Annotated in this window: 21 protein-coding genes, 1 tRNA gene and 1 pseudogene; 17 read left to right on the forward strand and 6 right to left on the reverse strand. The window is 54.3% G+C overall.

What is annotated here, in order from left to right; genetic code table 11:
* Window positions 1–113 precede the first annotated feature (113 nt).
* From HV318_RS13205 to HV318_RS13220, 5 genes are all read left to right on the forward strand, one after another.
* On the forward strand, window positions 114–281 hold the full coding sequence (locus tag HV318_RS13205; RefSeq protein ID WP_182273120.1) for a hypothetical protein: 168 nt from the start codon (window positions 114–116) through the stop codon (window positions 279–281).
* Window positions 281–604, forward strand: coding sequence for a hypothetical protein (locus HV318_RS13210; RefSeq protein WP_182273121.1), 324 nt, complete (start codon window positions 281–283; stop codon window positions 602–604). Before HV318_RS13205 ends, HV318_RS13210 begins: the two co-directional genes overlap by 1 nt.
* A gap of 748 nt (window positions 605–1,352) precedes the next feature.
* Window positions 1,353–1,964 (forward strand): hypothetical protein, encoded by a 612-nt coding sequence (locus tag HV318_RS13215; RefSeq protein ID WP_047721952.1) that lies wholly within the window; start codon window positions 1,353–1,355, stop codon window positions 1,962–1,964.
* A 231-nt stretch (window positions 1,965–2,195) separates the two neighbouring features.
* Window positions 2,196–2,381: a hypothetical protein gene (locus tag HV318_RS24205; protein ID WP_072059368.1), complete on the forward strand. Its 186-nt coding sequence runs from the start codon at window positions 2,196–2,198 to the stop codon at window positions 2,379–2,381.
* Between the two features lie 120 nt (window positions 2,382–2,501).
* The gene (locus HV318_RS13220) at window positions 2,502–3,044 is read left to right on the forward strand and encodes a plasmid pRiA4b ORF-3 family protein (protein WP_182273122.1); all 543 of its coding nucleotides are present in this window, start codon (window positions 2,502–2,504) and stop codon (window positions 3,042–3,044) included.
* On the opposite strand, the gene HV318_RS13225 is transcribed toward HV318_RS13220, so the two are convergent.
* Window positions 3,037–3,396, reverse strand: a complete 360-nt coding sequence (locus tag HV318_RS13225; protein WP_182273123.1) for a hypothetical protein — start codon at window positions 3,394–3,396, stop codon at window positions 3,037–3,039. The genes HV318_RS13220 and HV318_RS13225 overlap by 8 nt on opposite strands.
* A gap of 134 nt (window positions 3,397–3,530) precedes the next feature.
* Here HV318_RS13225 and dinD point away from each other — a divergent pair, with 134 nt between their 5' ends.
* A complete protein-coding gene (gene dinD / locus HV318_RS13230) occupies window positions 3,531–4,355 on the forward strand; it encodes a DNA damage-inducible protein D (protein ID WP_047721498.1) in 825 nt (274 codons plus the stop codon).
* Between the two features lie 145 nt (window positions 4,356–4,500).
* Here dinD and HV318_RS13235 read toward each other — a convergent pair whose 3' ends face one another.
* Window positions 4,501–5,505, reverse strand: a complete 1,005-nt coding sequence (locus HV318_RS13235; protein ID WP_249421805.1) for a zinc-dependent alcohol dehydrogenase family protein — start codon at window positions 5,503–5,505, stop codon at window positions 4,501–4,503.
* 102 nt (window positions 5,506–5,607) lie between these two features.
* Here HV318_RS13235 and HV318_RS13240 point away from each other — a divergent pair, with 102 nt between their 5' ends.
* Window positions 5,608–6,516, forward strand: a complete 909-nt coding sequence (locus HV318_RS13240) for a LysR family transcriptional regulator (RefSeq protein WP_182273124.1) — start codon at window positions 5,608–5,610, stop codon at window positions 6,514–6,516.
* 204 nt (window positions 6,517–6,720) lie between these two features.
* Complete coding sequence (locus HV318_RS13245) at window positions 6,721–7,338, forward strand: trimeric intracellular cation channel family protein (RefSeq protein WP_182273125.1); 618 nt, start codon at window positions 6,721–6,723, stop codon at window positions 7,336–7,338.
* A 2-nt stretch (window positions 7,339–7,340) separates the two neighbouring features.
* On the opposite strand, the gene ligB is transcribed toward HV318_RS13245, so the two are convergent.
* A complete protein-coding gene (ligB, locus tag HV318_RS13250) occupies window positions 7,341–9,011 on the reverse strand; it encodes an NAD-dependent DNA ligase LigB (RefSeq protein ID WP_182273126.1) in 1,671 nt (556 codons plus the stop codon).
* 251 nt (window positions 9,012–9,262) lie between these two features.
* On the opposite strand from ligB, the gene gmk reads away from it, so the two are divergent.
* The 5 genes from gmk to recG are packed head-to-tail and all read left to right on the forward strand — an operon-like array spanning window position 9,263 to window position 15,129.
* Window positions 9,263–9,886, forward strand: a complete 624-nt coding sequence (gmk, locus tag HV318_RS13255; RefSeq protein ID WP_182273127.1) for a guanylate kinase — start codon at window positions 9,263–9,265, stop codon at window positions 9,884–9,886.
* 54 nt (window positions 9,887–9,940) lie between these two features.
* Entirely contained in the window at window positions 9,941–10,216 is a 276-nt protein-coding gene (gene rpoZ / locus HV318_RS13260) for a DNA-directed RNA polymerase subunit omega (RefSeq protein ID WP_000135058.1), read from the forward strand.
* Window positions 10,217–10,235: 19 nt separating this feature from the next.
* Window positions 10,236–12,350: a bifunctional GTP diphosphokinase/guanosine-3',5'-bis pyrophosphate 3'-pyrophosphohydrolase gene (gene spoT, locus HV318_RS13265; protein ID WP_182273128.1), complete on the forward strand. Its 2,115-nt coding sequence runs from the start codon at window positions 10,236–10,238 to the stop codon at window positions 12,348–12,350.
* Window positions 12,351–12,354: 4 nt separating this feature from the next.
* Entirely contained in the window at window positions 12,355–13,044 is a 690-nt protein-coding gene (gene trmH, locus HV318_RS13270; protein WP_182273129.1) for a tRNA (guanosine(18)-2'-O)-methyltransferase TrmH, read from the forward strand.
* Window positions 13,045–13,047: 3 nt separating this feature from the next.
* Window positions 13,048–15,129 (forward strand): ATP-dependent DNA helicase RecG, encoded by a 2,082-nt coding sequence (gene recG / locus HV318_RS13275; protein WP_182273130.1) that lies wholly within the window; start codon window positions 13,048–13,050, stop codon window positions 15,127–15,129.
* Window positions 15,130–15,131: 2 nt separating this feature from the next.
* On the opposite strand, the pseudogene gltS reads toward recG, so the two are convergent.
* Window positions 15,132–16,333, reverse strand: a pseudogene (gltS, locus tag HV318_RS13280) (sodium/glutamate symporter).
* Between the two features lie 224 nt (window positions 16,334–16,557).
* On the opposite strand from gltS, the gene xanP reads away from it, so the two are divergent.
* Both xanP and HV318_RS13290 read left to right on the forward strand, forming a co-directional pair.
* Entirely contained in the window at window positions 16,558–17,949 is a 1,392-nt protein-coding gene (gene xanP, locus HV318_RS13285; RefSeq protein ID WP_182273131.1) for a xanthine/proton symporter XanP, read from the forward strand.
* Window positions 17,950–18,068: 119 nt separating this feature from the next.
* Window positions 18,069–19,784: an AsmA family protein gene (locus HV318_RS13290; RefSeq protein ID WP_182273132.1), complete on the forward strand. Its 1,716-nt coding sequence runs from the start codon at window positions 18,069–18,071 to the stop codon at window positions 19,782–19,784.
* A 54-nt stretch (window positions 19,785–19,838) separates the two neighbouring features.
* On the opposite strand, the gene yicI is transcribed toward HV318_RS13290, so the two are convergent.
* Window positions 19,839–22,157 (reverse strand): alpha-xylosidase, encoded by a 2,319-nt coding sequence (yicI, locus tag HV318_RS13295; RefSeq protein WP_182273133.1) that lies wholly within the window; start codon window positions 22,155–22,157, stop codon window positions 19,839–19,841.
* A gap of 12 nt (window positions 22,158–22,169) precedes the next feature.
* Complete coding sequence (locus tag HV318_RS13300; RefSeq protein WP_182273134.1) at window positions 22,170–23,561, reverse strand: glycoside-pentoside-hexuronide family transporter; 1,392 nt, start codon at window positions 23,559–23,561, stop codon at window positions 22,170–22,172.
* Between the two features lie 288 nt (window positions 23,562–23,849).
* Between HV318_RS13300 and HV318_RS13305 the strand changes: the two genes are divergently transcribed.
* Together HV318_RS13305 and HV318_RS13310 are read left to right on the forward strand one after the other, a co-directional pair.
* Window positions 23,850–23,944: transfer RNA gene (locus HV318_RS13305), tRNA-Sec, on the forward strand.
* Between the two features lie 295 nt (window positions 23,945–24,239).
* Entirely contained in the window at window positions 24,240–25,454 is a 1,215-nt protein-coding gene (locus HV318_RS13310) for a tyrosine-type recombinase/integrase (RefSeq protein ID WP_039026320.1), read from the forward strand.
* Window positions 25,455–25,490: the final 36 nt, after the last annotated feature.

The following is a 25,490-nucleotide window of genomic DNA, read 5'->3' on the forward strand; positions in this document are numbered from 1 at the left end:
ATAAATCTTTTTGTTTTATAAGAGCTTTTATTTTCATTTTGAACCAACGCTGAACCAACAAATGCCCGTTTTGAACCAACATGTTTTGATAAGGGCATTCACTCTGGCAGGAAGTGAACCAACAGAAAGCTCCGCTGAACCAACACCAAATCGCCAATGTTGGTTCAGCAAAAACCAGTGCTGGTGCGGGCTGGCGGTCAGTGAACCAACTGAACCAACTGAACCAACTGAACCAACAATATTTCTGTTATGTATACCAAATTGACGACCAGGGGATGTAATGAACGAAAATGTACAGAAATTAGTTGAAAACACACTTAAAGACATACTGTTAGGAAATACGGGATTAACTTTTCTTTTTGCTGTTCCGCTGGCTTACATCGTCAGGAATGGTCTGGATATAGGTATATGGCTCCTCACGTTGTTTATAGCTCCGGCACTATGTGGTGTTGGAACTTGGATCGTGAGCCGCATTCAGCATCATGCCAGAGATTTCTTTCATTCCAGTTGGGCAAGGCGAGGTTATGTTGCATATGTTCTGGTATCTGCTGAGCTTTTGGTTATTTATTCGATTACTCAAATAATTAGAACGCTTATTAAGTAAAAACACCGAGACCGAGATGTTTTAGCAAGAGGACTAAACGTGACAGCACAGATTTCTGCATACGGGCGGCTTGTGGCAGATCCCCAGCCCCATACCACAACGAATGGTAACGCCTTCCGGATCAATGGTGGTAAGAGACAATGGCAGGCCACCAGCAGGAGGTGATGGTTCGCAGTAAAGTTCGCACCAAAACGGCTGTAAATTTTGGACTGTTCTTGACGGATTTTAAACCCTCGTAGCGCTAAACCCGCGCCAGTCGCGGGCTGGAAGTCATAATGCGATTTAGGTCGTCCAAAATATTCTGGTTCGCGCCACTGGTTCGCAGTACGCAGCCTGGTACGCAGCAAAACTGCGCATTCAGCGTGCGTACCATCTGACGAATTCTAACGGCGGCATTGCGAATGCGTAGTAAATTGCGCACAACGAAATGCGAATTCGCAAAATAGCGGAGAGGACTGATATTACTGGCGCAGGTTAGTCCATTCGCAGTTGGTAGCGCCACGGATATGCTAAGTTTTGATAAGGTTTTGGGCGCAGTAAATTGCGAATTGCGCAGTTCACAAAAAATCTGCGCAAAACGAAACGGATACCAATGCGCAAACCATCCTCAACCCCGCGCGGTTACTGGCTTTATTGATGTGAAATTGCAAAATTGGTGCGCAATTTACAGCAAAATACGCATATTATTTCGTATTCAATTTGCGCACCGTTCGCAGTTAATGCGCAGTAATTCGCAGGAGGCCAGCCAGTGAGAGACAGAACGCGCAGCTATACCACCGACCTGCCCCGTATAGGGTTGCCATTCCTTGCGAACATGCGTAGCAGGCTGGCGGATGCTGAACCGGGTACGCAGCTTTATACCCAGACCGAAAGCGGAACGTTGTATACCTTCCGGCAAGCCGACAGCTACGCCATGACAATCAACGGCGTTACACGGGCAATCAGAACCACGACCACACAAGCCGGGTATGGCGTGCGGGAATGGTACATTTGTCCCCACTGTATGAAACGGGCTGCAAAGCTGTATATCGGCAAGAAAGACATTGGCTGCCGGGCGTGCTGGAAACTTCACTATAAAAGCCAGAGTGCCGACAGACTGGACAGGATGCGCATGAAGATACGCCAGCAGCGATACGCGATTTGGGGCAACAATGACCTTACCAATAATCTGTTTAATGACATTCGCATGTTCCCGAAACCAAAGGGGATGCGCTGGGCTACGTTTGACAGGAAGCGGGCAGAGTTGTCAGCAATGGAGATGGCTTACTGGCAGGCATTCAGTCCGGTAGTAGATAGAATCACGGGCGTGATTGAGCGTAAGACGGGGAAAGCAGCCAGAGGCATTGGCCTGACTTTGTAAAAGCAAAACGCCCGCACGGGGCGTCAGGGAACGGGATAGACTTCTGCGACAATTTGCATTCGCCGCCAATATAGCAAGCCGTCCACATCAAGCAATAAACTATCACCGGGAGGGGGAGGCCAAATCTCTGCAACCCTGAGCCTTACGGACTGCCCGCCTCATCGAATGTTTATACCCGCGAAAAATAAAATTTAATCCGGGCGTGTTTCATCCTTCCAGAGGGTATGACGTATGACACCACGCGAAATAGCTTTATTGACCACCGCCAAACTGGAGCACGAAGGCCACCAGCTAACCCCGGCAGATCAACGGGAGATAGAACGCTCAGTTAATGCCAATATAGCCCGGCGTGACAAATTCCGCGAAATGATGCGATCACCCGCCTACCAATGGAGGAAGCCAGCGCCGCGCAGGTAGATACGGGATTATTCCGCATGTAACTTATGCGTATTAAGCAAATTACCTTTATTCACCTTTACAGAATTGTGAGTGCGTCAGTATCGTTATCCTTCCGATTCGCATTTATTCAGGATTTGCATGTACCAGCTAAAGATAACCATCCGAGACAGCAAACCACCAATATGGCGGCGTGTGCTGGTTCCAGAGCAAATCCCCTTTAGTGAACTTCACGCGGTGATCCAGTTGGCTTTTGGCTGGAATGACGAACATCTGTATATGTTCGAGAAAGGTCGTAAAGGTGATCCCGGTAGCGAGTATCGCGTATGGGGTGAGGATGAAAGCATGGGTAACGCGGCAATCACGCCACTATGGGCGGCGCTCCAGAATGAGGGTGACAGGCTGGTTTACACGTATGACTTTGGCGACTGGTGGGATTGCCTCGTTGTGCTGGAGAAGCAAACACACGATACTAGTAAGCAGCCCATTGGCTGTCTGCGCGGGAAAGGCACCACCCCGGCGAAAAACTCAGGTGGTTTGCATGGATACAATGAATTGCTCTTACAGGCCAGAGATTCTGATAATCCTCAACAGGCCGAGATCCACAATTTCCTGATGCTGGATATTGAGCGCCGGGTTTACGACCTGAGCAGCATCAACGACAGATTGCAGGCTCTTAACTGACCCGCATATATTCGTCTGATATTGCGTTATCAGCGCCGCCAGTATCGCGCATAACAGCGCACTGACCGGGTAAACCGTAACGCACGACCGTTGCGTTGGTTTCACCGCCGCGCCGTACCTGCCGCGATTCATACACTGTCATTCGCTCAAGCAGTCCACCGGCAACCATGCTTTCGAGCGTGCGGCGGGTTGATTCGAGCTGGTGTCGTTTATCGAACGATCCCATGCCGTGAAGCAGGTAGGCCACGCCCGACACATCGAGTGGCGGAGCGCCGATCTCACCCGATATCCACTCGAGGTTATCCGGCTCAAAGTAACTGAGTATCTCTTTTTTGCGGCTGGTCATTCTCATGGCTGGCAGGTTCCTTATTGTGGGATACCTCTATCATACATTAATCAGGATGTGAGATATTGAGTCTTGCCGTTACCATTAGCGGCAATGATAGCCGCCATCCTTAAACATCAAGCTAATACATGGAGTGAGCAATGAACGAGCACCACCAGCCTTTCGAAGAGATCAAGCAGGTTGATGACGAAGGATCGGAATATTGGTCAGCACGAGAGCTAGCAAAGTTGCTGGATTACTCAGAGTATCGTCATTTCACTCCTGTTTTAGAACGAGCAAAAGAAGCGTGCCTTAACAGTGGGCACAATGTTGACGACCATTTCGAGGATGTCCTCGGTATGGTCAAAATTGGTTCAGGTGCGCAAAGGGAGCTAAAGGATATAAGACTGTCCCGGTACGCTTGCTACTTAGTCGTTCAAAACGGAGACCCCACCAAACCCGTTATAGCAGCGGGACAAACGTACTTTGCAATACAGACCAGACGGCAGGAACTGGCTGACGATGAGACGTTCAAGCGACTCCGCGAAGATGAGAAACGCCTTTTTCTCAGGAACGAACTAAAAGAGCACAATAAACAATTGGTCGAGGCAGCACAACAAGCTGGTGTTGAAACAACACTGGACTTTGCAATCTTCCAGAATCACGGATACAAGGGGCTTTATGGCGGGTTAGACCAAAAGGCTATCCATCAGCGAAAAGGGCTTAAAAAGAGCCAAAAGATACTCGATCACATGGGTTCTACCGAATTGGCTGCCAACCTGTTCCGAGCGACTCAGGCAGAAGAAAAGCTCCGCAGAGATAATGTTAAATCGAAGCAAAAAGCTAATGAAACTCACTTCGAGGTCGGCAGGAAAGTTAGGCAAACAATCCAGGAGCTAGGCGGGACAATGCCAGAGAATCTACCCGCACCGGAAAAAAGCATCAAACAATTAGAATCTGCCGCCAAGAAGCTGGATAAAAAATAGACGCAGCCTTTAAGCACATCACTTTACGGTGTACACAAGGGTGTACCTAATGAAAAAACGCATTACCAAAAAACCAGCAACTAAGCGGCTTTAAACCGCCTACTCAACAAACAGATCCACTCTGAAAGCCCCTGACGGGGCTTTTTTATAGCGTAATCACAGTCTTACCGAATGGGCCACTCTCCAGGTGAGCCAGCGCTTCGGGTAGCTGTTCCAGCGTCCAGGTACTGTCGATAACAGGCTTCAGATGTGTCGCATCTACCGCCCGGACGAGATCGGTTAATGCCCGGCGATGCCCAACACCAATGCCCTGAATCACGGCAGATTTCATTAACATCGGTACGGCAGGAACACCAATCTCTGTTCCTTCTAACACTCCAATCAACGAAACCCTTCCTCCGGGAGCAACGGCGGCGACAGAGTGTGCAACGTTACCGCCACCAACCGTATCCACAACATGATCGATGCCCCGACCACGGCTCAGCGATAACGCCTGTTCCACCCAGTCACCCTGATGACGATTTATGACGAAATCAGCCCCCAGCGCTTTCGCGCGGTCCAGTTTAGCGTCACTGGAAGAGGTGACATAAACCGTTGCCCCCTGCGCTTTGGCAATTTGCAGGGCGAACAGAGCCACACCGCCTGTCCCCTGAACCAGAACGGAATCTCCGGCTTTTAACTGCCCCTGTTCAACCAGGGCAAACCAGGCGGTTAATCCTGCGCAGGGCAGCGTACTGGCCTCGATATCGCTGAGACTCTCCGGGGAAGCCACCAGCCAGTTTTCGTTCACCACAATTTGCTGAGCCAGCATACCAGGATAGGCACCACCGAGCGCAGCCCCGTGGGGTTCGACTGCGCTGCCGGGACGTTTACCGTCTATCCAGTCGGGCGAAAAAGAGGAAATGACCCTGTCGCCAGGCTGAAAGCGGCTCACCTGTTCACCAACAGCCTCAACAACACCAGCCATATCTGACGCAGGCGTTAGCGGAAAAACGGCAGGCATTGCCCCCTCAACAATCAACTTATCACGGTAGTTCAGTGCAACCGCGTTAACACGAACCCGGACGTCAAACGGCCCCGGTTCTGGCTGAGCTTGTGTATCCAGAATAAGGTTGTCGCGCCCGGCTGACTGCATTGTCCAGTACTTCATCTTTTTCTTCCTGTGTCGTCTGACAGATGACACAAGGATAGCGTTGCAATTTACTCACCAGTGCTGATACTTTTTCCTCATATTGGTGCCTCAGGAGCGACAATGCTTAACCGGTTTGATGGTATTGACCTTTTCCTGCAAGTTGTTGAAAGCGGTAGTTTTGCCCGGGCAGCGGAGCGACTACACCTGTCGCGTTCTGCCGTAGGTAAGAGCATCGCGCGGCTTGAAAGCAGGCTGGGTGTCAGGTTATTCCTGCGCACCACACGCAGCCAGACGCTAACGGCTGAAGGCTCGCTATTGCTTGAACATGCCCACCGCGCGCACAGCGAAATGGAGGCAGCACAAGCACTTCTGGAAAGCGGCAAACAGATCCTGCGCGGTAAATTACGCGTCTCCTTGCCCGTACTGTTCGGACGTCGCTGCGTCGCCCCGGTTTTACTGGAACTGGCACGAGAGCACCCCGAGCTGGTACTGGAGCTTTCTTTCAGCGATCGCGTGATTAATCTGGTGGATGAAGGGTTTGATTTCGCGGTGCGTAACGGCCAGCTGGAAGACAGCACCGACCTCATTGCCCGCCCACTTTCCTGGCACGACATGCGCCTGTGTGCAGCACCGTCATATCTCGCCCGATATGGCACCCCGGCTTCACCAGATGAACTTATGCAGCATCAGGCTATTTTTTACCTGAACAAAACCAGACCGCTGGAATGGCAGCTCACCATCAATGGTCAAATCGAACGTTTCAAACCTGAAGGGCGGCTCTACATGGACGATCTGGACGCCATTGCCGACGCCGCAGAAGCCGGGGACGGCATTGCCTGGCTTCCTTACTGGCTCATTAACGAACGCCTGCACAGTGGACGCTTAGTTCAGATCCTTCCTGACACCGCCGGTGTCCGGCTTCCTATTCATGCCGTCTGGCCAAAAACGCGCTGGCTGCCGCTGAAGGTTCGCATGGCTGTCGATCGCTTACGTGAGCAACTCCCACAACGCATTGCATTAAAAGATTAGTTTTTATAAGTAAAACTCAAAACAAACACTTGTCGAAATGACATTATTTAATGTCATTTAATCTTTATAAAACATAGAAATAAGACAAATAAAAACAAAACAAACACATTATAAATATTAATCCTTAATCGTTTACCTTAGAAAAACTCAATCGTGATCGTGCGCACAAATCGCTAACCTCAACGCCTTCACACCGGAGGTTATATGCTGCTTCACATTCTTTATCTCATTGGTATCACCGCAGAAGCCATGACCGGCGCACTCGCAGCCGGACGTCGCCGTATGGACACCTTCGGCGTGATTATTATTGCCACAGCGACCGCACTGGGCGGCGGTTCCGTGCGCGATATCCTGCTTGGTCATTACCCGCTCGGTTGGGTTAAAAACCCTGAATACGTCATTATCGTGGCAACTGCCGCTGTATTAACCACCATTGTTGCTCCCGTTATGCCACACCTGCGTCGTCTGTTCCTGGTGCTTGATGCACTTGGTCTTATTGTCTTTTCTATTATTGGCGCACAAATCGCGCTCGATATGGGTGAAGGCCCGGTTATCGCCACTATTGCAGCGGTGGTAACGGGGGTGTTTGGCGGCGTGCTGCGCGATATGTTCTGCAAACGTATTCCACTGGTTTTCCAGAAGGAACTGTATGCTGGTATCTCCTTTGCCGCTGCCGTGCTCTATATCGCCCTGCAGCATTATGTTTCTAACCACGATGTGGTGGTCATCTCCACGCTGCTGTTCGGCTTTACGGCCCGTATGCTGGCGCTGCGCCTGAAGCTCGGGCTGCCCGTTTTTCACTACAAACACAGCGCGCACTGATGTCAGAACCCGTTGATGTGCTGTTCAGCCAGCCACTTAGCCAGCACATCAACCTGGGGCGCGTGGATCCAGTTCACGATTTGCCGCGCCTTCTCCTCTCCCGTTCCCGGTAAAGCACGCCAGTCAGCGGCATTTCGCTGACTCATCGCTTGCCACGACAGCCCTCCTGCAGCATTCAGCGTCGCTTTGGTTAGCGGAACCCCCATCGCCGTGATCCAGCGGATAAAGGGCTGCTCACGCACCAGATTAAAACGATGCCAGAGCGCTAACCCGCGTGCGGCAGAAAAACCCGGCGTGGCCTGAAGCTGCGCCTGCGTTAATAACAACCATGAAAAGATATGCTCAAAATGATGTACCTGGTGAAGTGTCCGCCAGCCTGACTCCCCCAACCCTTCAATACCCAGCCCTTGTTTTGAACTGAGCCACGTCAGCCGGGCAAAGAACTGCGCCATACAGTCCGGCGAGGCATAAAAGCAGGTCAGCGAATGATAATCAGAGGCCGGAGGCTGCGGTTTTTGTCTGTCCGACCCACGCCAGACCACCTTGTCAAACCGGGGAATCCCCTGTCCGGCCAGGCTCACCAGCACCTGATCGCCAGGAGCAATATCCAGCTGTTGCCAACGCCCCACCGACCCCAGACTCACCCGCTGCACATGCTTATCATCCAGTTGCACCGGTTCCAGCGTTGCCACAACGGACACCTTTCCCGTTCGCCCCACAGTAAACTGGATCCCTTTCACCTCAGCCACCTGTGCGACAGGTGAATATTTCCACGCAACGACCCAGCCTCCCTCCCCGGGTAACCAGCCTTCACCCGGTGGTTCATCAGTAGAACGCACCACAATGCCATCCGTGGCAAAGGGTAACGCGGTGGTTTGCCACGCTAAACGCTGCATCTCCACAGCATCAACAGACACTACAGGTTGGGTATAACGTGCCGTCAGGGTAAATCCTGCTTTTGCTAACTCAGCCAGCGCGTTCTGCATCTCTTTCGGCCCATCCGGCCAGGCCCAGATAAACACGCCGATCTGGCTCAGAAGCGAATTATCCGTTTGCCGCATCATCGCACCCGCCACTTTTGCGCGTGCATTCATCCCGCCCATCTGGCGCTGGATGTGGTTGTCGCGCAACCAAAAAAGCTCGCCCTGAAGCACGCTATTCGCCAGCGTTCCGGCCAGGGTTTGTGGTATTGAAGGTATTAAATGAACCTGCGCCGTCCAGTCTTCACCTTTTAGCCCATCACCACGACTGATGGCCTGGATGAGCTTTCCGTTGCGGTACACCAGCGTCACTGCCACGCCATCCACTTTGGGCTGCATCCAGAGGTTGCGCCGGGTATGCATCCACTGGCGAAGCTCATCTTTACTCGCCACTTTATGCACCCCCGTATGGGCGACAGGATGTTTTACGCTTCCCGCCAGTGCGGGAAGTGTTTCCCCGGAAAGCTCACTGCCAAAACAGTGCTGCCATTGTTTTAACCGTGCGTTAAGCTGATCATAAACCTCGTCATTAACCTCGCTCACGCCCTGTTTCCAGTAGACATCATCCCAGCGTTTGATTTGCGCGCTTAACGCCGAAATTTCTTTCTCTGCTTTTGCCTGTGACCACACCGGGCACACCGCCACACCATAGCCACACCACAACAGCAGTAACCCGCTTATCCATCGCCACATTGCTACCCCTCCTTTACGTTGCAGGAGGTATACCCCGACGTCCGAAACAACGCTAACGGCAACATTTCATTCTGCGAGACGCTATCCAGGGTTTATTTTTGTTGCTGCAAAGCGCAGGTAAAACCTGAAAACGGCACGCAAAATTCAATAATCCAGGGGAAAAAGTGTGACAAAGGCTACGTCACACAGCGGTGACGTGTATAATAAGCCCGTATGTAGGACTTCTTCGCTAACACATACAAAAGACTCTCATGGCTCAAGGCACGCTTTATATTGTTTCTGCCCCTAGTGGCGCGGGTAAATCCAGCCTTATTCAGGCACTGTTAAAAACCCAACCGTTGTACGACACACAGGTTTCTGTTTCTCACACCACGCGTCAGCCGCGTCCGGGTGAAGTGCACGGTGAACACTATTTCTTTGTGAATCACGACGAATTCAGGGCGATGATTAGCAGAGATGCGTTTCTTGAACACGCGGAAGTTTTCGGTAACTACTACGGTACCTCGCGTGAAACCATTGAGCAGGTTCTGGCAACAGGCGTGAATGTGTTCCTGGATATCGACTGGCAGGGCGCACAGCAGATTCGCAAGAAAATGCCTGATTCGCGCAGTATCTTTATTTTACCGCCATCGAAAGACGAGCTGGATCGCCGTCTGCGTGGCCGTGGCCAGGACAGCGAAGAAGTGATCGCGAAGCGTATGGAACAGGCAGTTGCAGAAATGAGCCATTACGCGGAATATGATTACCTTATTGTGAATGATGATTTTGATGCCGCGCTGAGCGATCTCAAAACCATTCTTCGCGCAGAACGCCTGCGTATGAGCCGCCAGAAGCAGCGACATGACGCATTAATCACCAAACTGTTGGCAGACTGAACCCACTTTCAGTATCATGCCCAGTCATTTCTTCACCTGTGGAGCATTTTAAGTATGGCACGCGTAACTGTTCAGGACGCTGTAGAGAAAATTGGTAACCGTTTTGACCTGGTGCTGGTCGCCGCGCGTCGCGCTCGTCAGATGCAGGTAGGCGGTAAAGATCCGCTGGTACCGGAAGAAAACGATAAAACCACCGTTATTGCACTTCGCGAAATCGAAGAAGGTCTGATCAACAACCAGATCCTCGACGTGCGTGAGCGCCAGGAGCAGCAAGAGCAGGAAGCCGCAGAACTGCAGGCCGTAACCGCCATTGCTGAAGGTCGTCGTTAATTAAACCTGCGGGTCGCCCTTGTATCTGTTTGAAAGCCTGAATCAACTGATTCAACACTACCTGCCGGAAGACCAGATTAAGCGTCTCCAGCAGGCGTATCTCGTTGCACGTGACGCTCACGAGGGCCAGACACGTTCAAGCGGTGAACCCTATATCACGCACCCGGTAGCGGTGGCCTGTATTCTGGCCGAGATGAAACTCGACTACGAAACGCTGATGGCTGCCCTGCTGCATGACGTGATTGAAGATACCCCCGCCACCTATCAGGACATGGAACAGCTGTTTGGCAAAAGCGTTGCCGAACTGGTGGAAGGGGTCTCTAAGCTTGATAAGCTGAATTTCCGCGACAAGAAAGAGGCGCAAGCCGAAAACTTCCGCAAGATGATTATGGCGATGGTGCAGGATATCCGCGTCATTCTCATCAAACTCGCTGACCGTACCCACAACATGCGCACGCTGGGCTCACTTCGCCCGGATAAACGTCGCCGCATTGCCCGTGAAACCCTCGAAATCTACAGTCCGCTGGCGCACCGTTTAGGTATCCATCACATTAAAACCGAGCTGGAAGAGCTGGGTTTTGAAGCGTTGTACCCGAACCGCTATCGCGTGATTAAAGAGGTGGTGAAAGCCGCACGTGGTAACCGCAAAGAGATGATTCAAAAGATCCTCTCTGAAATCGAAGGGCGTTTACAGGAAGCGGGAATTCCGTGCCGCGTCAGCGGTCGCGAAAAACATCTGTACTCCATCTACTGCAAAATGGTGCTCAAAGAGCAGCGTTTCCATTCGATTATGGATATCTACGCATTCCGCGTGGTTGTTCATGACGCCGATACCTGTTATCGCGTGTTGGGCCAGATGCACAGCCTGTATAAACCGCGTCCGGGGCGCGTTAAAGATTACATCGCCATTCCAAAAGCGAACGGCTATCAATCTTTGCATACCTCGATGATCGGGCCACACGGCGTACCTGTTGAGGTGCAAATCCGCACCGAAGACATGGACCAGATGGCAGAGATGGGTGTCGCAGCGCACTGGGCTTATAAAGAGCACGGTAGCGAAAGCAGCACTACTGCACAAATCCGCGCCCAGCGCTGGATGCAAAGCCTGCTGGAGCTGCAGCAGAGTGCGGGTAGCTCGTTTGAATTTATCGAGAGCGTTAAATCCGATCTCTTCCCGGATGAGATTTACGTTTTCACCCCAGAAGGGCGCATTGTCGAACTGCCTGCGGGTGCTACACCGGTCGACTTCGCTTACGCCGTGCATACCGATATCGGCCATGCCTGCGTGGGTGCGCGCGTCGACAGACAGCCTTATCCGTTGTCTCAGCCGCTCTCCAGCGGTCAGACGGTGGAAATTATTACCGCACCGGGCGCACGTCCGAACGCGGCCTGGCTGAACTTTGTCGTGAGCTCCAAAGCGCGCGCTAAAATCCGTCAGTTGCTGAAAAACCTCAAGCGTGATGACTCCGTCAGCCTGGGACGCCGCCTGCTCAACCACGCGTTGGGTGGTAGCCGTAAGCTGGCTGAAATCCCGAAAGAAAACATCCAGCGTGAGCTGGAGCGTATGAAGCTCGCTTCGCTTGATGATCTGCTGGCAGAGATTGGCCTCGGCAACGCCATGAGCGTGGTGGTGGCGAAGAACCTGCAACAGGGCGATACCTCTGCGGTTCCGGCAACAACACCAGGCCACGGCCACCTGCCGATAAAAGGCGCGGACGGGGTGCTTATCACCTTCGCAAAATGTTGCCGTCCAATTCCTGGTGACCCAATTATTGCGCACGTCAGCCCAGGCAAAGGTCTGGTTATTCACCACGAGTCCTGTCGTAACATCCGTGGCTACCAGAAAGAGCCTGAGAAGTTTATGGCGGTCGAGTGGGATAAAGAGACAGCGCAGGAATTTATCGCCGAAATTAAGGTGGATATGTTCAACCACCAGGGTGCGCTGGCGAACCTGACGGCGGCAATCAATACGGCGTCTTCCAATATTCAGAGCCTGAACACGGAAGAAAAAGATGGCCGCGTGTACAGCGCCTTTATTCGTCTGACCGCCCGTGACCGCGTGCATCTGGCGAACATTATGCGCAAGATCCGCGTCATGCCGGATGTTATCAAAGTCACCCGAAACCGAAACTAGATTAATGAATTCAAAACGTTACGAGCGGATCTGCGAAATGCTCGCCAGGCGTCAGCCTGACCTGACAGTCTGCATGGAGCAGGTCCATAAACCTCATAACGTCTCTGCTATTGTCCGTACCGCAGACGCCGTCGGCGTGCATGAAGTCCACGCCGTCTGGACGGGCACTCGCATGCGTACGATGGTGTCCGCCGCTGCGGGCAGTAACAGCTGGGTTTCTGTCAAAAGCCATCAAACCATCGGTGAAGCGGTATCACATCTGAAAGATCGCGGTATGCAGGTTCTTGCAACCCACCTTTCCGACAAAGCCGTGGATTTCCGTGAGATCGACTATACCCGCCCGACCTGCATTTTGATGGGTCAGGAAAAAACCGGGATCACTCAGGAAGCGCTGGAGCTGGCAGATCAGGACATCATCATCCCGATGATCGGTATGGTGCAATCCCTGAACGTATCCGTCGCCTCTGCGCTCATCTTGTATGAAGCGCAGCGCCAGCGTCAGAACGCCGGGATGTACGAGCGCAGCAACAGTATGCTGCCGGAAGACGAACAACAGCGCCTGCTGTTTGAAGGCGGTTATCCCGTACTGGCTCGCGTCGCGAAGCAGAAAAAATTACCTTACCCCCACGTCAATGCGCAGGGCGAAATCGAAGCCGATGCAGAGTGGTGGTCTACCATGCAGTACGCAGGATAAAACATGAAAGGCCGCCTGCTGGATGCCATACCGCTCAATACGCTGACGGGCGTGGGTGCGGCGCAAAGCAGTAAACTGGCCAAAATTGGCCTGCACACCCTACAGGATCTCCTGCTTCACCTCCCCCTGCGTTACGAAGACCGCACCCAGCTGTATAAGATTGGCGATCTCCTTCCTGCACTCTACGCCACCGTTGAAGGCGAAGTGCTGAACTGCAACATCACCTTCGGCGGACGCCGGATGATGACCTGCCAGATCAGCGACGGCACCGGCATTCTCACCATGCGCTTTTTCAACTTCAGCGCGGCGATGAAAAACAGCCTCGCCACGGGCCGCAGGGTACTGGCTTATGGCGAAGCCAAACGCGGCAAATATGGCGCAGAGATGATCCACCCGGAGTACCGCGTGCAGGGCGATCTCAGCACGCCAGAGTTGCAGGAGACGCTCACCCCGGTCTACCCGACGACCGAAGGGATCAAGCAGGCGACACTGCGTAAGCTCACTGACCAGGCACTGGAGCTGCTCGATACCTGCGCCATTACCGAACTGTTACCGCCTGAGCTGGCACAGGGGATGATGAGCCTGCCGGAAGCGATGCGCACCCTGCACCGCCCACCACCGTCACTGCAGCTTAGCGATTTAGAAAGCGGTAAACACCCCGCCCAACGGCGTCTTATCCTTGAGGAATTACTGGCTCATAACCTGAGCATGCTGGCACTTCGCGCGGGCGCGCAGCGTTTTCATGCCCAGCCGCTCAGCCAGCGTGATGAGCTCAAAGATAAGCTGCTGGCCTCGCTGCCGTTTAAGCCGACCGGCGCACAGGCACGTGTGACCGCTGAGATTGAACGTGATATGGCGCTTGATGTGCCGATGATGCGCCTGGTACAGGGTGATGTAGGCTCCGGTAAAACACTGGTTGCCGCCCTGGCCGCCCTGCGCGCGATTGCTCACGGTAAGCAGGTGGCACTGATGGCACCGACCGAACTGCTGGCCGAACAGCACGCAAACAATTTCCGCAACTGGTTCGCCCCGCTTGGCGTGGAAGTGGGCTGGCTCGCCGGTAAGCAAAAGGGCAAAGCGCGCCTTGCGCAACAGGATGCCATCGCCCGCGGTGATGTGCAGATGATTGTCGGCACGCATGCTATTTTCCAGGAACAGGTGCAGTTTAACGGCCTTGCGCTGGTGATTATCGACGAACAGCACCGTTTCGGTGTGCACCAGCGTCTGGCGTTGTGGGAAAAAGGTCTGCAGCAGGGCTTTCATCCGCATCAGCTGATCATGACCGCCACGCCAATTCCACGCACCCTGGCGATGACCGCCTATGCCGATCTGGATACCTCCACCATCGACGAACTGCCGCCAGGCCGTACGCCAGTCACGACCGTCGCCATTCCGGACACGCGGCGCAGCGATATCATTGACCGCGTGCGCAATGCCTGCACACACGAAGGGCGTCAGGCGTACTGGGTTTGTACGCTGATTGAAGAGTCTGAACTGCTGGAAGCACAGGCTGCAGAAGCAACGTGGGAAGAGTTAAAGCTGGCGCTGCCAGAGCTGAACGTTGGGCTGGTTCACGGACGCATGAAGCCCGCCGAAAAACAGGCGGTGATGCAGTCATTCAAACAGGGTGAGCTTCATCTGCTGGTTGCCACAACGGTTATCGAAGTGGGCGTGGACGTGCCGAACGCCAGCCTGATGATCATTGAAAACCCGGAGCGTCTGGGGCTTGCACAACTCCACCAGCTCCGTGGCCGCGTGGGACGTGGCGCGGTGGCATCGCACTGTGTGCTGCTCTACAAAGCCCCACTCTCTAAAACCGCGCAAATGCGCCTGCAGGTGTTACGCGACAGCAACGACGGCTTCGTGATTGCGCAAAAAGACCTGGAGATCCGTGGCCCGGGTGAACTGCTGGGCACGCGCCAGACGGGTAACGCCGAATTCAAAGTGGCAGACTTACTGCGCGATCAGGCCATGATCCCCGAAGTTCAGCGCCTCGCACGCCATATTCATGAACGCTACCCCGAACAGGCGGCAGCGTTAATTGAGCGCTGGATGCCGGAAACCGAGCGCTATTCCAACGCCTGATGTCAGGCAAACATCGGTAGCATCAGGTAAAGTTTGATCACCAGTGCGTTGACGATATCAATGAAGAACGCACCGACCATCGGTACCACCAGAAACGCCATATGAGATGGCCCAAACCGCTCGGTGATCGCCTGCATGTTCGCGATAGCCGTTGGCGTTGCCCCCAGGCCAAACCCGCAGTGCCCTGCCGCCAGTACCGCCGCATCGTAGTTTTTACCCATCATGCGCCAGGTCACGAATATGGCATACAACGCCATAAACAGAGCCTGAACCGCCAGAATCGCCACCATTGGCAGCGCCAGGGACGCCAGCTCCCAGAGTTTGAGGCCATCAGCGCCATCGCCAGGAACAGCGACAGGCAAACGTTGCCAAGCACCGACACGGCGCGTTCAAACACGCGGTAGAAGCCCATCACCGCCAGACCGTTACTGAGGATCACCCCGATAAACAGCACACAAACAAACGTTGGCAGTTCAAACATGGAGCCCGCCAGCCATTGCGCAACCACTTTGCCCACGGTCAGGCAGATGGCAATCATGGCGATGGTTTCAATCAACACCAGCGACGTGATATTGCGCCCGACATCCGGCTTTTCAAACGCCGTGGGGACCAGTTCATCGTCTGGTCTGCCGTCTGGCGTAGCAGAATGCTTCACCAGATAACGCGCCACCGGGCCGCCAATCAACCCGCCCAGCACCAGGCCGAAGGTTGCGCAGGCCATCGCCACTTCCGTTGCGTTTTCAAAACCATAACGCTCGATAAACAGCTTACTCCACGCCGCTCCGGTACCGTGTCCACCGGACAGAGTAATTGACCCAGCCAGCAGGCCCATTAGCGGATCCAGCCCCAGTAGCGTCGCCATGCCGATACCAATGGCGTTTTGCATCAGCAGCAACCCGACCACCACAATCAAAAACACGCCGAGCACTTTACCGCCCGCACGCAGGCTCGCCAGGTTAGCATTAAGGCCGATGGTGGCAAAGAAGGCCAGCATCAGCGGGTCTTTCAGGGACATATCAAAATCGATTTCCCAGCCCATGCTTTTTTTCAGCACCAGCAGAGCCAGTGCCACCAGCAATCCACCGGCGACGGGTTCAGGAATAGTGTACTTCTTGAGAAGGGAAACGCTGTGTACCAGCTTGCGACCAAGCAGTAAAACCAGCGTTGCGGCAACAAGGGTCGACAACGTATCAAGATGAATCATAAAAGGCTCCTTTTGTGCGCGTGTTCCTTACACACGCGGCGTTATCCTGGCCGGTTTGCGCTCGTCATGAGCCACCGGCGGAAAAAGTGTAATTTTTTTTCCTCATGGGTTGTAGAAAAGCTGTCCGCAGTAGCAGATTTTCTTGTCATTTTTTGTTGGCAATCGTTTGCTTTTACCAGATGGTCAGATAAAATGCCCGCTTTTCCACCGTGGAATTGTCGTCGATGTCCGTTAACACCATAGAGTCTCCTGATGCGCAACCGATTGCGCAGAAGCAAAATAGCGAACTGATTTACCGCCTTGAAGATCGACCACCGCTGCCGCAGACGCTATTCGCCGCCTGCCAGCACCTTCTGGCTATGTTCGTTGCGGTAATCACCCCCGCGCTGCTGATTTGCCAGGCACTCGGTTTACCGGCTCAGGACACACAGCACATCATCAGCATGTCTCTCTTTGCCTCCGGCGTGGCCTCGATTATTCAAATTAAAGCGTGGGGCCCGGTGGGATCTGGATTGTTATCAATTCAGGGCACCAGTTTTAACTTTGTGGCACCGCTGATCATGGGCGGTACGGCACTGAAAACCGGTGGTGCGGATGTCCCGACCATGATGGCTGCGCTCTTTGGCACGCTGATGCTGGCAAGCTGCACGGAAATGGTTATCTCCCGCGTTCTTCACCTGGCACGCCGCGTGATCACCCCGCTGGTATCCGGCGTGGTGGTGATGATTATCGGCCTGTCGCTGATTCAGGTCGGCCTGACCTCCATCGGCGGGGGTTATGCGGCCATGAGCGACCACACGTTCGGCGCACCGAAAAATCTGCTGCTGGCGGGTGTGGTGCTGGCTATCATTATTCTGCTTAACCGTCAGCGTAACCCTTACCTGCGCGTGGCCTCGCTGGTGATCGCAATGGCGGCCGGTTATCTGCTGGCATGGGCACTGGGTATGCTGCCGGAACACACGGCATCCACAAACACGGCACTGATCACCGTCCCCACTCCGCTCTACTACGGCCTGGGCATTGACTGGGGTCTGCTGCTGCCACTGATGCTGGTCTTTATGATCACCTCGCTTGAAACCATCGGGGATATCACGGCCACCTCTGACGTTTCTGAGCAGCCGGTTTCCGGCCCGCTATACATGAAGCGCCTGAAGGGCGGCGTGCTGGCGAACGGGCTGAACTCGTTTGTCTCTGCGGTCTTCAACACCTTCCCGAACTCCTGCTTCGGCCAGAACAACGGGGTGATCCAGTTGACCGGCGTTGCCAGCCGTTACGTCGGTTTTGTGGTTGCGCTGATGCTGATCGTCCTCGGCCTGTTCCCGGCGGTGAGCGGCTTTGTCCAGCACATCCCTGAACCGGTACTGGGCGGCGCGACGCTGGTGATGTTCGGGACGATTGCGGCCTCAGGCGTGCGTATCGTCTCCCGCGAGCCGCTGAACCGTCGCGCAATTATGATTATTGCGCTGTCACTGGCCGTTGGTCTGGGCGTTTCCCAGCAACCGCTGATCCTGCAGTTTGCTCCGGACTGGGTGAAAAACCTGCTCTCTTCCGGCATCGCGGCAGGGGGTATCACCGCTATCGTACTGAACCTCGTTTTCCCGCCTGAAAAAAATTGATCGTCATCACGGCAGGCTGTCAATGCCTGCCGTGACATCTTATTACGCCATTCCCGCCTTGAGGATTGCGCATAAATCGTGCATAACTCCTTTATGTGCGTTTTGCGGGATGGAAGACCATGAAATTTATTGGAAAGCTACTCGTCTATCTTCTGGTAGCCCTGCTCATTGTGGTGCTGGCGCTCTATATCCTGCTCCAGACCCGCTGGGGCGCGTCACAGGTCAGCAGTTGGGTAACGGTGAATACCGATTACGAACTCAATTTTGACCTGATGGATCACCGCTTTTCATCGCCTTCCCACATCATTCTGGAAAACGTCACCTTTGGCCGTGATGGCAAACCCGCCACGCTGGTTGCGAAAAAGGTCGATATTGGTTTAAGCAGCCGCCAGTTTACCGACCCGCTGCATATGGACACCATCACCCTGTCTGATGGCACGCTGAACCTCTCTCCGCAAACCGCACCGCTGCCCTTCCAGGCAGACCGTCTGCAACTGGACAACATGGCCTTTAACAGCCCCAATACAGAGTGGGATTTAAGCGCCCAAAAAGTCACGGGTGGCGTCAGCCCGTGGCAGCCTGAAGCAGGTAACGTGCTGGGTCAAAACGCACAAATCCAGATGAGCGCAGGCTCACTCACCCTCAACGGTGTTCCGGCCAGTAATGTGCTGATTCAGGGCCAGATCAACGGCAAAGAGGTGGTGCTGAATACCATCGGGGCCGATATGGCGCGCGGCTCGCTCACGGGCTCTGCCCTGCGCAACGCGGATGGTAGCTGGATCATCGACACCCTGCGCCTGAATGAGACCCGCCTGCAGAGCGATAAGTCGCTGATGGATTTCTTCACTCCCATTACCACACTGCCCTCCCTGCAGATTGGGCGGCTGGAAGTCACCGATGCCAGCCTCCAGGGGCCGGACTGGGCGGTTACCGACCTCGATTTAAGCCTGCGTAACATGACGCTGAGCAAAGGCGACTGGCAGAGTCAGGAGGGACGTTTGTCCATGAATGCCAGCGAATTTATCTATGGCTCAGTGCATCTTTTCGACCCGATCCTGAATGCGGAATTCTCCCCGCAGGGCGTGGCGCTGCGCCAGTTCACCTCACGCTGGGAAGGCGGTATGGTGCGCACCTCCGGCAACTGGCTGCGCGACGGTAAAGCGCTGGAACTGGACGATGCCGCCATCGCGGGTCTGGAATACACCCTGCCACAGAACTGGAAAACGCTGTGGATGGATCCGCTACCCGAATGGCTAAACAGCGTGACGCTGAAAAAATTCGGCCTGAGTCGTAACCTGGTGATTGATATCGACCCGGCCTTCCCGTGGCAAATTACCTCTCTTGATGGTTACGGCGCGAACCTGCAGGTGGTAAAAGACCGGCAGTGGGGCGTTTGGGGTGGCAACGCCACATTGAACGGCGCGGCGGCGACGTTTAACCGCGTGGACGTGCGTCGCCCGTCGCTGTCGTTGAATGCCAACGCGTCGACGGTCAATATTACCGAGCTCAGCGCTTTTACCGAGAAAGGGATCCTGGAAGCTACCGCGACGGTTTCGCAACTGCCACAACGACAAACCACCGTGAGCCTGAACGGGCGCGGTGTGCCGCTGAATATCATTAACCAGTGGGGCTGGCCAGCATTGCCTGTTACGGGAGATGGCAATATTCAACTGACCGCGACTGGCAGCGTGCAGGCAAACGCACCACTGAAGCCAACGGTGAACGGCAAGCTGAACGCGGCGAATATGGATAAACAGCAGGTGCAGCAGGTGATGACCGGTGGCGTGGTGACAACCGTTCCGGCGGCTCCGCCCTCACCCCAGCCCTCTCCCTAACAGGGAGAGGGAGTAAACCATTCCCTCGCCCCTTTGGGGAGAAGATGAGGGGGCTCAGAGATGGATCACAATCTCATTCCCCTGCGCTTTCACCACCACGCCCCACTCGCTACCGGCATGGGAACCACCTTTCACTTCGCTGACCTGCTGCACGTTACGCAAACAGACCGACCAGCTTTGCGCCTCGCCTTCGCTCCGGATGATCACCGTGTCGCCCTGGCGTGTCGCTTTCAGCGTAAATACCACCGAACCGTCCGCCGCAGGCACTTCGCTGATTGCCGTTGCGCCATCGCTCAGGTTAAACAGCTGGAAGGCCGTACCCTCGTTCCACGCATAGTCCGGCTTCTGGTTATTATTGCCCAGCGCCAGCAGGGTGTTGTCACGCACGTAGACCGGCAGGCTCTGGAAACCATGCTGCTGTTTATGCCAGCGGCTGCCCTGGATTTCATCGTTGTGCCACAGGTGCGTCCAGCGCCCTTCCGGCAGGTAGAACTGCACGTCTCCCGCCTCAGAGAACACCGGCGCAACCAGCACTGAATCCCCCAGCATGTACTGGCGGTCGAGGTAATCGCACGCTGGGTCGTCCGGGAACTCCAGCATCATCGCACGCAGCATCGGTGTGCCGCACTCACGCGCCAGCGCCGCCTGACGGTACAGGTACGGCATCATCTGGCATTTCAGCTGGGTGAAGTGACGTACGACGTCGCAGGACTCGTCATCATACGCCCACGGCACACGGTAGGATTTGCTGCCGTGCAGGCGGCTGTGGCTGGAGAGCAGCCCGAACGCACACCAGCGTTTGTAAACGTGCGCCGGGGCAGTGTTTTCAAACCCGCCGATATCGTGGCTCCAGAAACCAAAACCGGACAGACCAATCGACAGCCCGCCGCGCAGGCTTTCAGCCATTGATTCGTAGTTGGCGTAGCAGTCGCCGCCCCAGTGCACCGGGAACTGTTGCGCCCCGACGGACGCCGAGCGGGCAAACAGCACCGCTTCATCTTCGCCCACCGTCTCTTTCAGCACGTTCCACACCAGCGCGTTATAGATGTAGGCGTAGTGGTTGTGCATCTTCTGCGGGTCAGCGCCGTCAAACCACTGGACATCCGTCGGGATGCGCTCACCGAAATCGGTCTTGAAGCAGTCGACACCGATATCCACCAGGCCTTTCAGCTTGCTGGCATACCACTGGCACGCTTCCGGGTTGGTGAAGTCATAGATCGCCAGCCCCGGCTGCCACTTATCCCACTGCCACAGGGAGCCGTCCGGGCGCTTGAGCAGGTAGCCCTTCTCTTTCAGCGCCTTAAATATTGGCGATTTCTGGCCGATGTACGGGTTGATCCACACGCAGACCTTCAGCCCTTTCTCTTTCAGGCGGCGGATCATGCCTGCCGGATCCGGGAAGGTCACCGGATCCCATTCAAAATCGCACCACTGGAACGCCTTCATCCAGAAGCAGTCGAAGTGGAAGACGTGCAACGGCAGGTTGCGCGCGGCCATGCCGTCGATAAAGCTGTTCACCGTGGCTTCGTCGTAGTTGGTGGTGAACGAGGTGGTCAGCCACAGGCCGAACGACCACGCGGGCGGCAGCGCCGGACGCCCGGTGAACTGCGTATAGCGGTTCAGCACCGCTTTTGGCGTCGGGCCGTCGATCACGAAATATTCGAGATACTCGCCTTCCACGCTGAACTGCACTTTGGAGACTTTCTCGGAGCCGATTTCAAACGACACATTTTCCGGGTGGTTGACCAGCACGCCGTAGCCACGGTTGGTGAGGTAGAACGGGATGTTTTTGTACGACTGTTCGGTACTGGTACCACCATCACGGTTCCAGGTTTCGACCGTCTGGCCGTTGCGCACCAGCGCGGTAAAGCGTTCGCCCAGGCCGTAGACCGTTTCACCCACGCCCAGATCCAGACGCTCAAACATATAGTTACGATCGGTGTTGCCGTCCTGCACGTAGCCGTTGTTTTTCAGCTGGCTGCCGGTCAGGCGCTGGCCATCGCGCAGGAAATCCAGCGCCCAGAACTCACCTTTGGTGACGCGCACGCTGATATTGCCACTTTTCAGCTCGGCAAATTCCGCGCTATTTTCAATCTCAACCTTCACGTCTTTCAGGACATTCAGTGGATAGTGTGGGCCGTTATTCAGTGCGCCCTGGAAGTGCTCAATGCGCACCCCAACAATCCCTTCCTGCGGGGCAAACAGACGGACCGTGAACATCAATGTATCGAGCTGCCAGGTCCGTTCGCGCACGTCTCGCGGTGCAACCCAGACCACCAGGTCATTGCCCTGTTGCTCCACGTCGAACACCTGCACCGGGCAGGTCACCTCCAGACCCGGTTGAATAAGCCAGTTTCCATCACTGATTTTCATGCTCTCATCCTCTTAGTTCTGTAATTCTTTGCTGATCGACAGGTTTTCAAATTCCTGCTGATTGCGGTGCGCGCCCTGCGCCAGCTCGCCCATGATTCTGGTCAGGAAGGGGGTTTTCAGCGTGTAATAACGTTTGGCGATGATGGCGCTCAGCACGTAGCAGGCCGCCGGAACCAGCGTGAACAGGCCAACAATGATGCTGATGGTGGCACTGTTCTGGGTTTTGGCTGCGGCGTCATAACCGCCACCTGCCAGCATCCAGCCAATCAACGCGCCGCCCAGTGCCAGGCCCAGCTTCAGCACGAACAAGGTGCCTGCAAAGCTGATGCCGGTCAGGCGTTTGCCGTTGGTCCATTCGCCGTAATCGACGGTGTCGGACATCATCACCCACTGAATTGGCGTCACCAGCTGGTGCAGCACGCCAATGACGAAGATAAAGGCGAACATCACCACGCTGGCATGCATTGGCACGAAGAACATCGCCACGCTGACCACTGCCAGAGCGGCATTAGTCCACCAGAAGATGCTGACTTTGCATTTCCAGTCGGTAAGCGGTTTTGCCAGCGCGGAGCCGATCAGGTTGCCGACACAGTAGGTGGTAAGGAACGCGACGAAGATTTCCGGCGAGCCCATGATCCAGGTGCAGTAGTACATCATCGCCCCGCCGCGCACGCAGACGGCGAGGATATTGAGGATGGTGAGCACACCCACGATGCGCCACTGGTCGTTGCGCCAGATGTCGCGCAGATCTTCCCGCATGGAGGTGGTGCTCGGCGGCACCTGGATACGCTCTTTAGTCGTGAAGAAGCAGAAAGCCAGCATCAGGAACGCCACCACCGACAGCACGGCGATCCCGCCCTGGAAGCCAAAGGCTTTATCTTCGCCGCCAATCAGGTTCACCAGCGGCATCATCAGCACCGTGGAGAGCATGCCGCCTGCCGTTGCCAGCACAAAGCGCCAGGACTGCAGGGAGATACGCTGCGTCGGGTCGTTGGTAATGACGCCACCCAGCGCGCAGTAAGGGATGTTGACCACGGTATAAAGCAGGGTCAGCAGCGTGTAGGTCACCGCGGCATAAATCAGTTTGCCGTTGTGGCTGAGGTCTGGCGTGGTGTACGCCAGCACGCAGACGATGCCGAACGGGATGGCCCCGAACAAAATCCACGGGCGGAACTTGCCCCAGCGGCTGCGGGTGCGGTCGGCAATCAGACCCATGCACGGGTCGGAAATGGCATCCAGCGCACGCACCAGCAGGAACATGGTACCGACAAATCCGGCGGGAATGCCGAAGATATCAGTATAGAAAAACATCATGTACAACATGACGTTATCAAAAATGATGTGGCTGGCGGCATCACCCATACCGTAGCCAATCTTCTCTTTTACGGACAATACGTCGCTCATCTTTTTTATCCCTCACGCTGTAGGAGGCGCTGAAACCGGTTTCTCGTTTTTAAACCATTGTTTCAGGAGCGGGTATTGCGTTTTCTGGTTAGCCGATTACGTTTCTTGTTTTTTGTGATCGCGGTAAAAGTCACCCAGCACGAATGGCTAACTTGAGGATTTTCTTAGGAATTAACTGAAATGACCGTGTGCAGGTCAAAAGAGAGGTGAAAAAAGTGTGTTTTGGTATGTGGTAAATGCCTGAAAGTAGCTATAATGCGCCCCGCCTCCATGTAGCAATGCAGGCGCGGAAGATCGTCATCTCCGGTGAGGTGGCTGGACTTCAAATCCAGTTGGGGACGCCAGCGTTCCCGGGCAGGTTCGACTCCTGTGATCTTCCGCCAATTTGCCTCTCCTGAACTCCCTCGAAGTCAACAAAACCCCTGTAATACCTGATAAAACAAGAGAAATAACCCCACCATTGTCGCCTGAAGGTAATCGGCATCAAGTCCTTTTTGGGGGTACATTAGGGGGTGTTATTTTCCTTTAAAATATCAGCACCCCCATAATGGTAAAAATGTGATATATAACAACAGGTTTCAAAGACATCTTTGTTATATAAGGGGTACATGGGGGTATCAGGTTAATCATTAGCGGAAGTCCCCTAGAGGATGGATTCATCAAAAGCCGGAGGATGTAATGGCGCTAACCGATGTAAAAGTGAAAACCGCAAAGCCAAAAGAAAAGCCCTATAAGCTGACCGATGGCGGCGGCATGTATCTACTGATTAACGCTAATGGTTCCAAATACTGGCGTATGAAGTACCGCTTCGCCGGTAAAGAAAAGATGCTTTCCATTGGCGTATACCCTGATGTTTCCCTGGCTGACGCACGCGAAAAGCGCAGTGAGGCCAGAAAAATTCTCTCCGCTGGAGGAGATCCGGGTGAAGTAAAGAAAGAAGAAAAAATCGCCCAGCAAATGAGCCAAAAGAATACGTTCGAGGCCATTGCCCGCGAATGGCATCAGACGAAAGCCGATCGCTGGTCATTACGCTACCGCGATGAAATCATCGACACCTTCGAGAAGGATATCTTCCCTCATACGGGAAGACGCCCTATCGTCGATATTAAGCCGATGGACTGGCTTGAGATCCTTCGTCGCCTTGAAAAGCGCGGCGCTTTAGAGAAAATGCGCAAAGTCCGCCAGCGTTGTAATGAAGTCTACCGTTACGCTATCGTTACCGGGAGAGCTGAATATAATCCCGTGTCAGATCTTGCTACAGCGCTGGCAACGCCTAAGAAAACACATTTCCCGTTCCTCACAGTCGAAGAGTTACCACACTTCCTTAAAGATCTGGCCGGATACACCGGTAGTATTATCACCAAAACAGCCACACAGATCATCATGTTAACCGGCGTGCGTACACAAGAGCTGCGTTTCGCTCGCTGGGAAGATATCGATTTTGAGAAGAAATTGTGGGAAATCCCGGCAGAAGTGATGAAGATGAAACGGCCTCATATTGTGCCGCTCTCAGAGCAGGTCATTGCGCTGTTTGCACAGCTTGAACCGATCTCAAGGCATCACCCGCTGGTTTTTATCGGCAGGAATGATCCTCGCAAGCCGATCAGCAAGGAAAGCATTAATCAGGTTATAGAATTGCTGGGATATAAAGGCAGGCTGACGGGGCACGGTTTCCGCCACACGATGAGCACCATTCTGCATGAGCAGGGGTTTAACTCCGCGTGGATTGAAACGCAGCTTGCACACGTCGATAAGAACGCGATTCGCGGGACGTATAACCATGCTCAGTATCTTGATGGGCGTAGGGAAATGATGCAGTGGTATGCGGATTATATCGATGAGTTAGGGAGAGCTGGGGCCGTGGTAGAAGGGATGTTTGGGAAGACGGCATAAATTAATAAATAGCCTTCTAGCAGTAAAGATGGCTAT

It is taken from the genome of Enterobacter sp. RHBSTW-00901 (genome assembly GCF_014103115.1).
GTDB lineage: Bacteria > Pseudomonadota > Gammaproteobacteria > Enterobacterales > Enterobacteriaceae > Enterobacter > Enterobacter cloacae_P.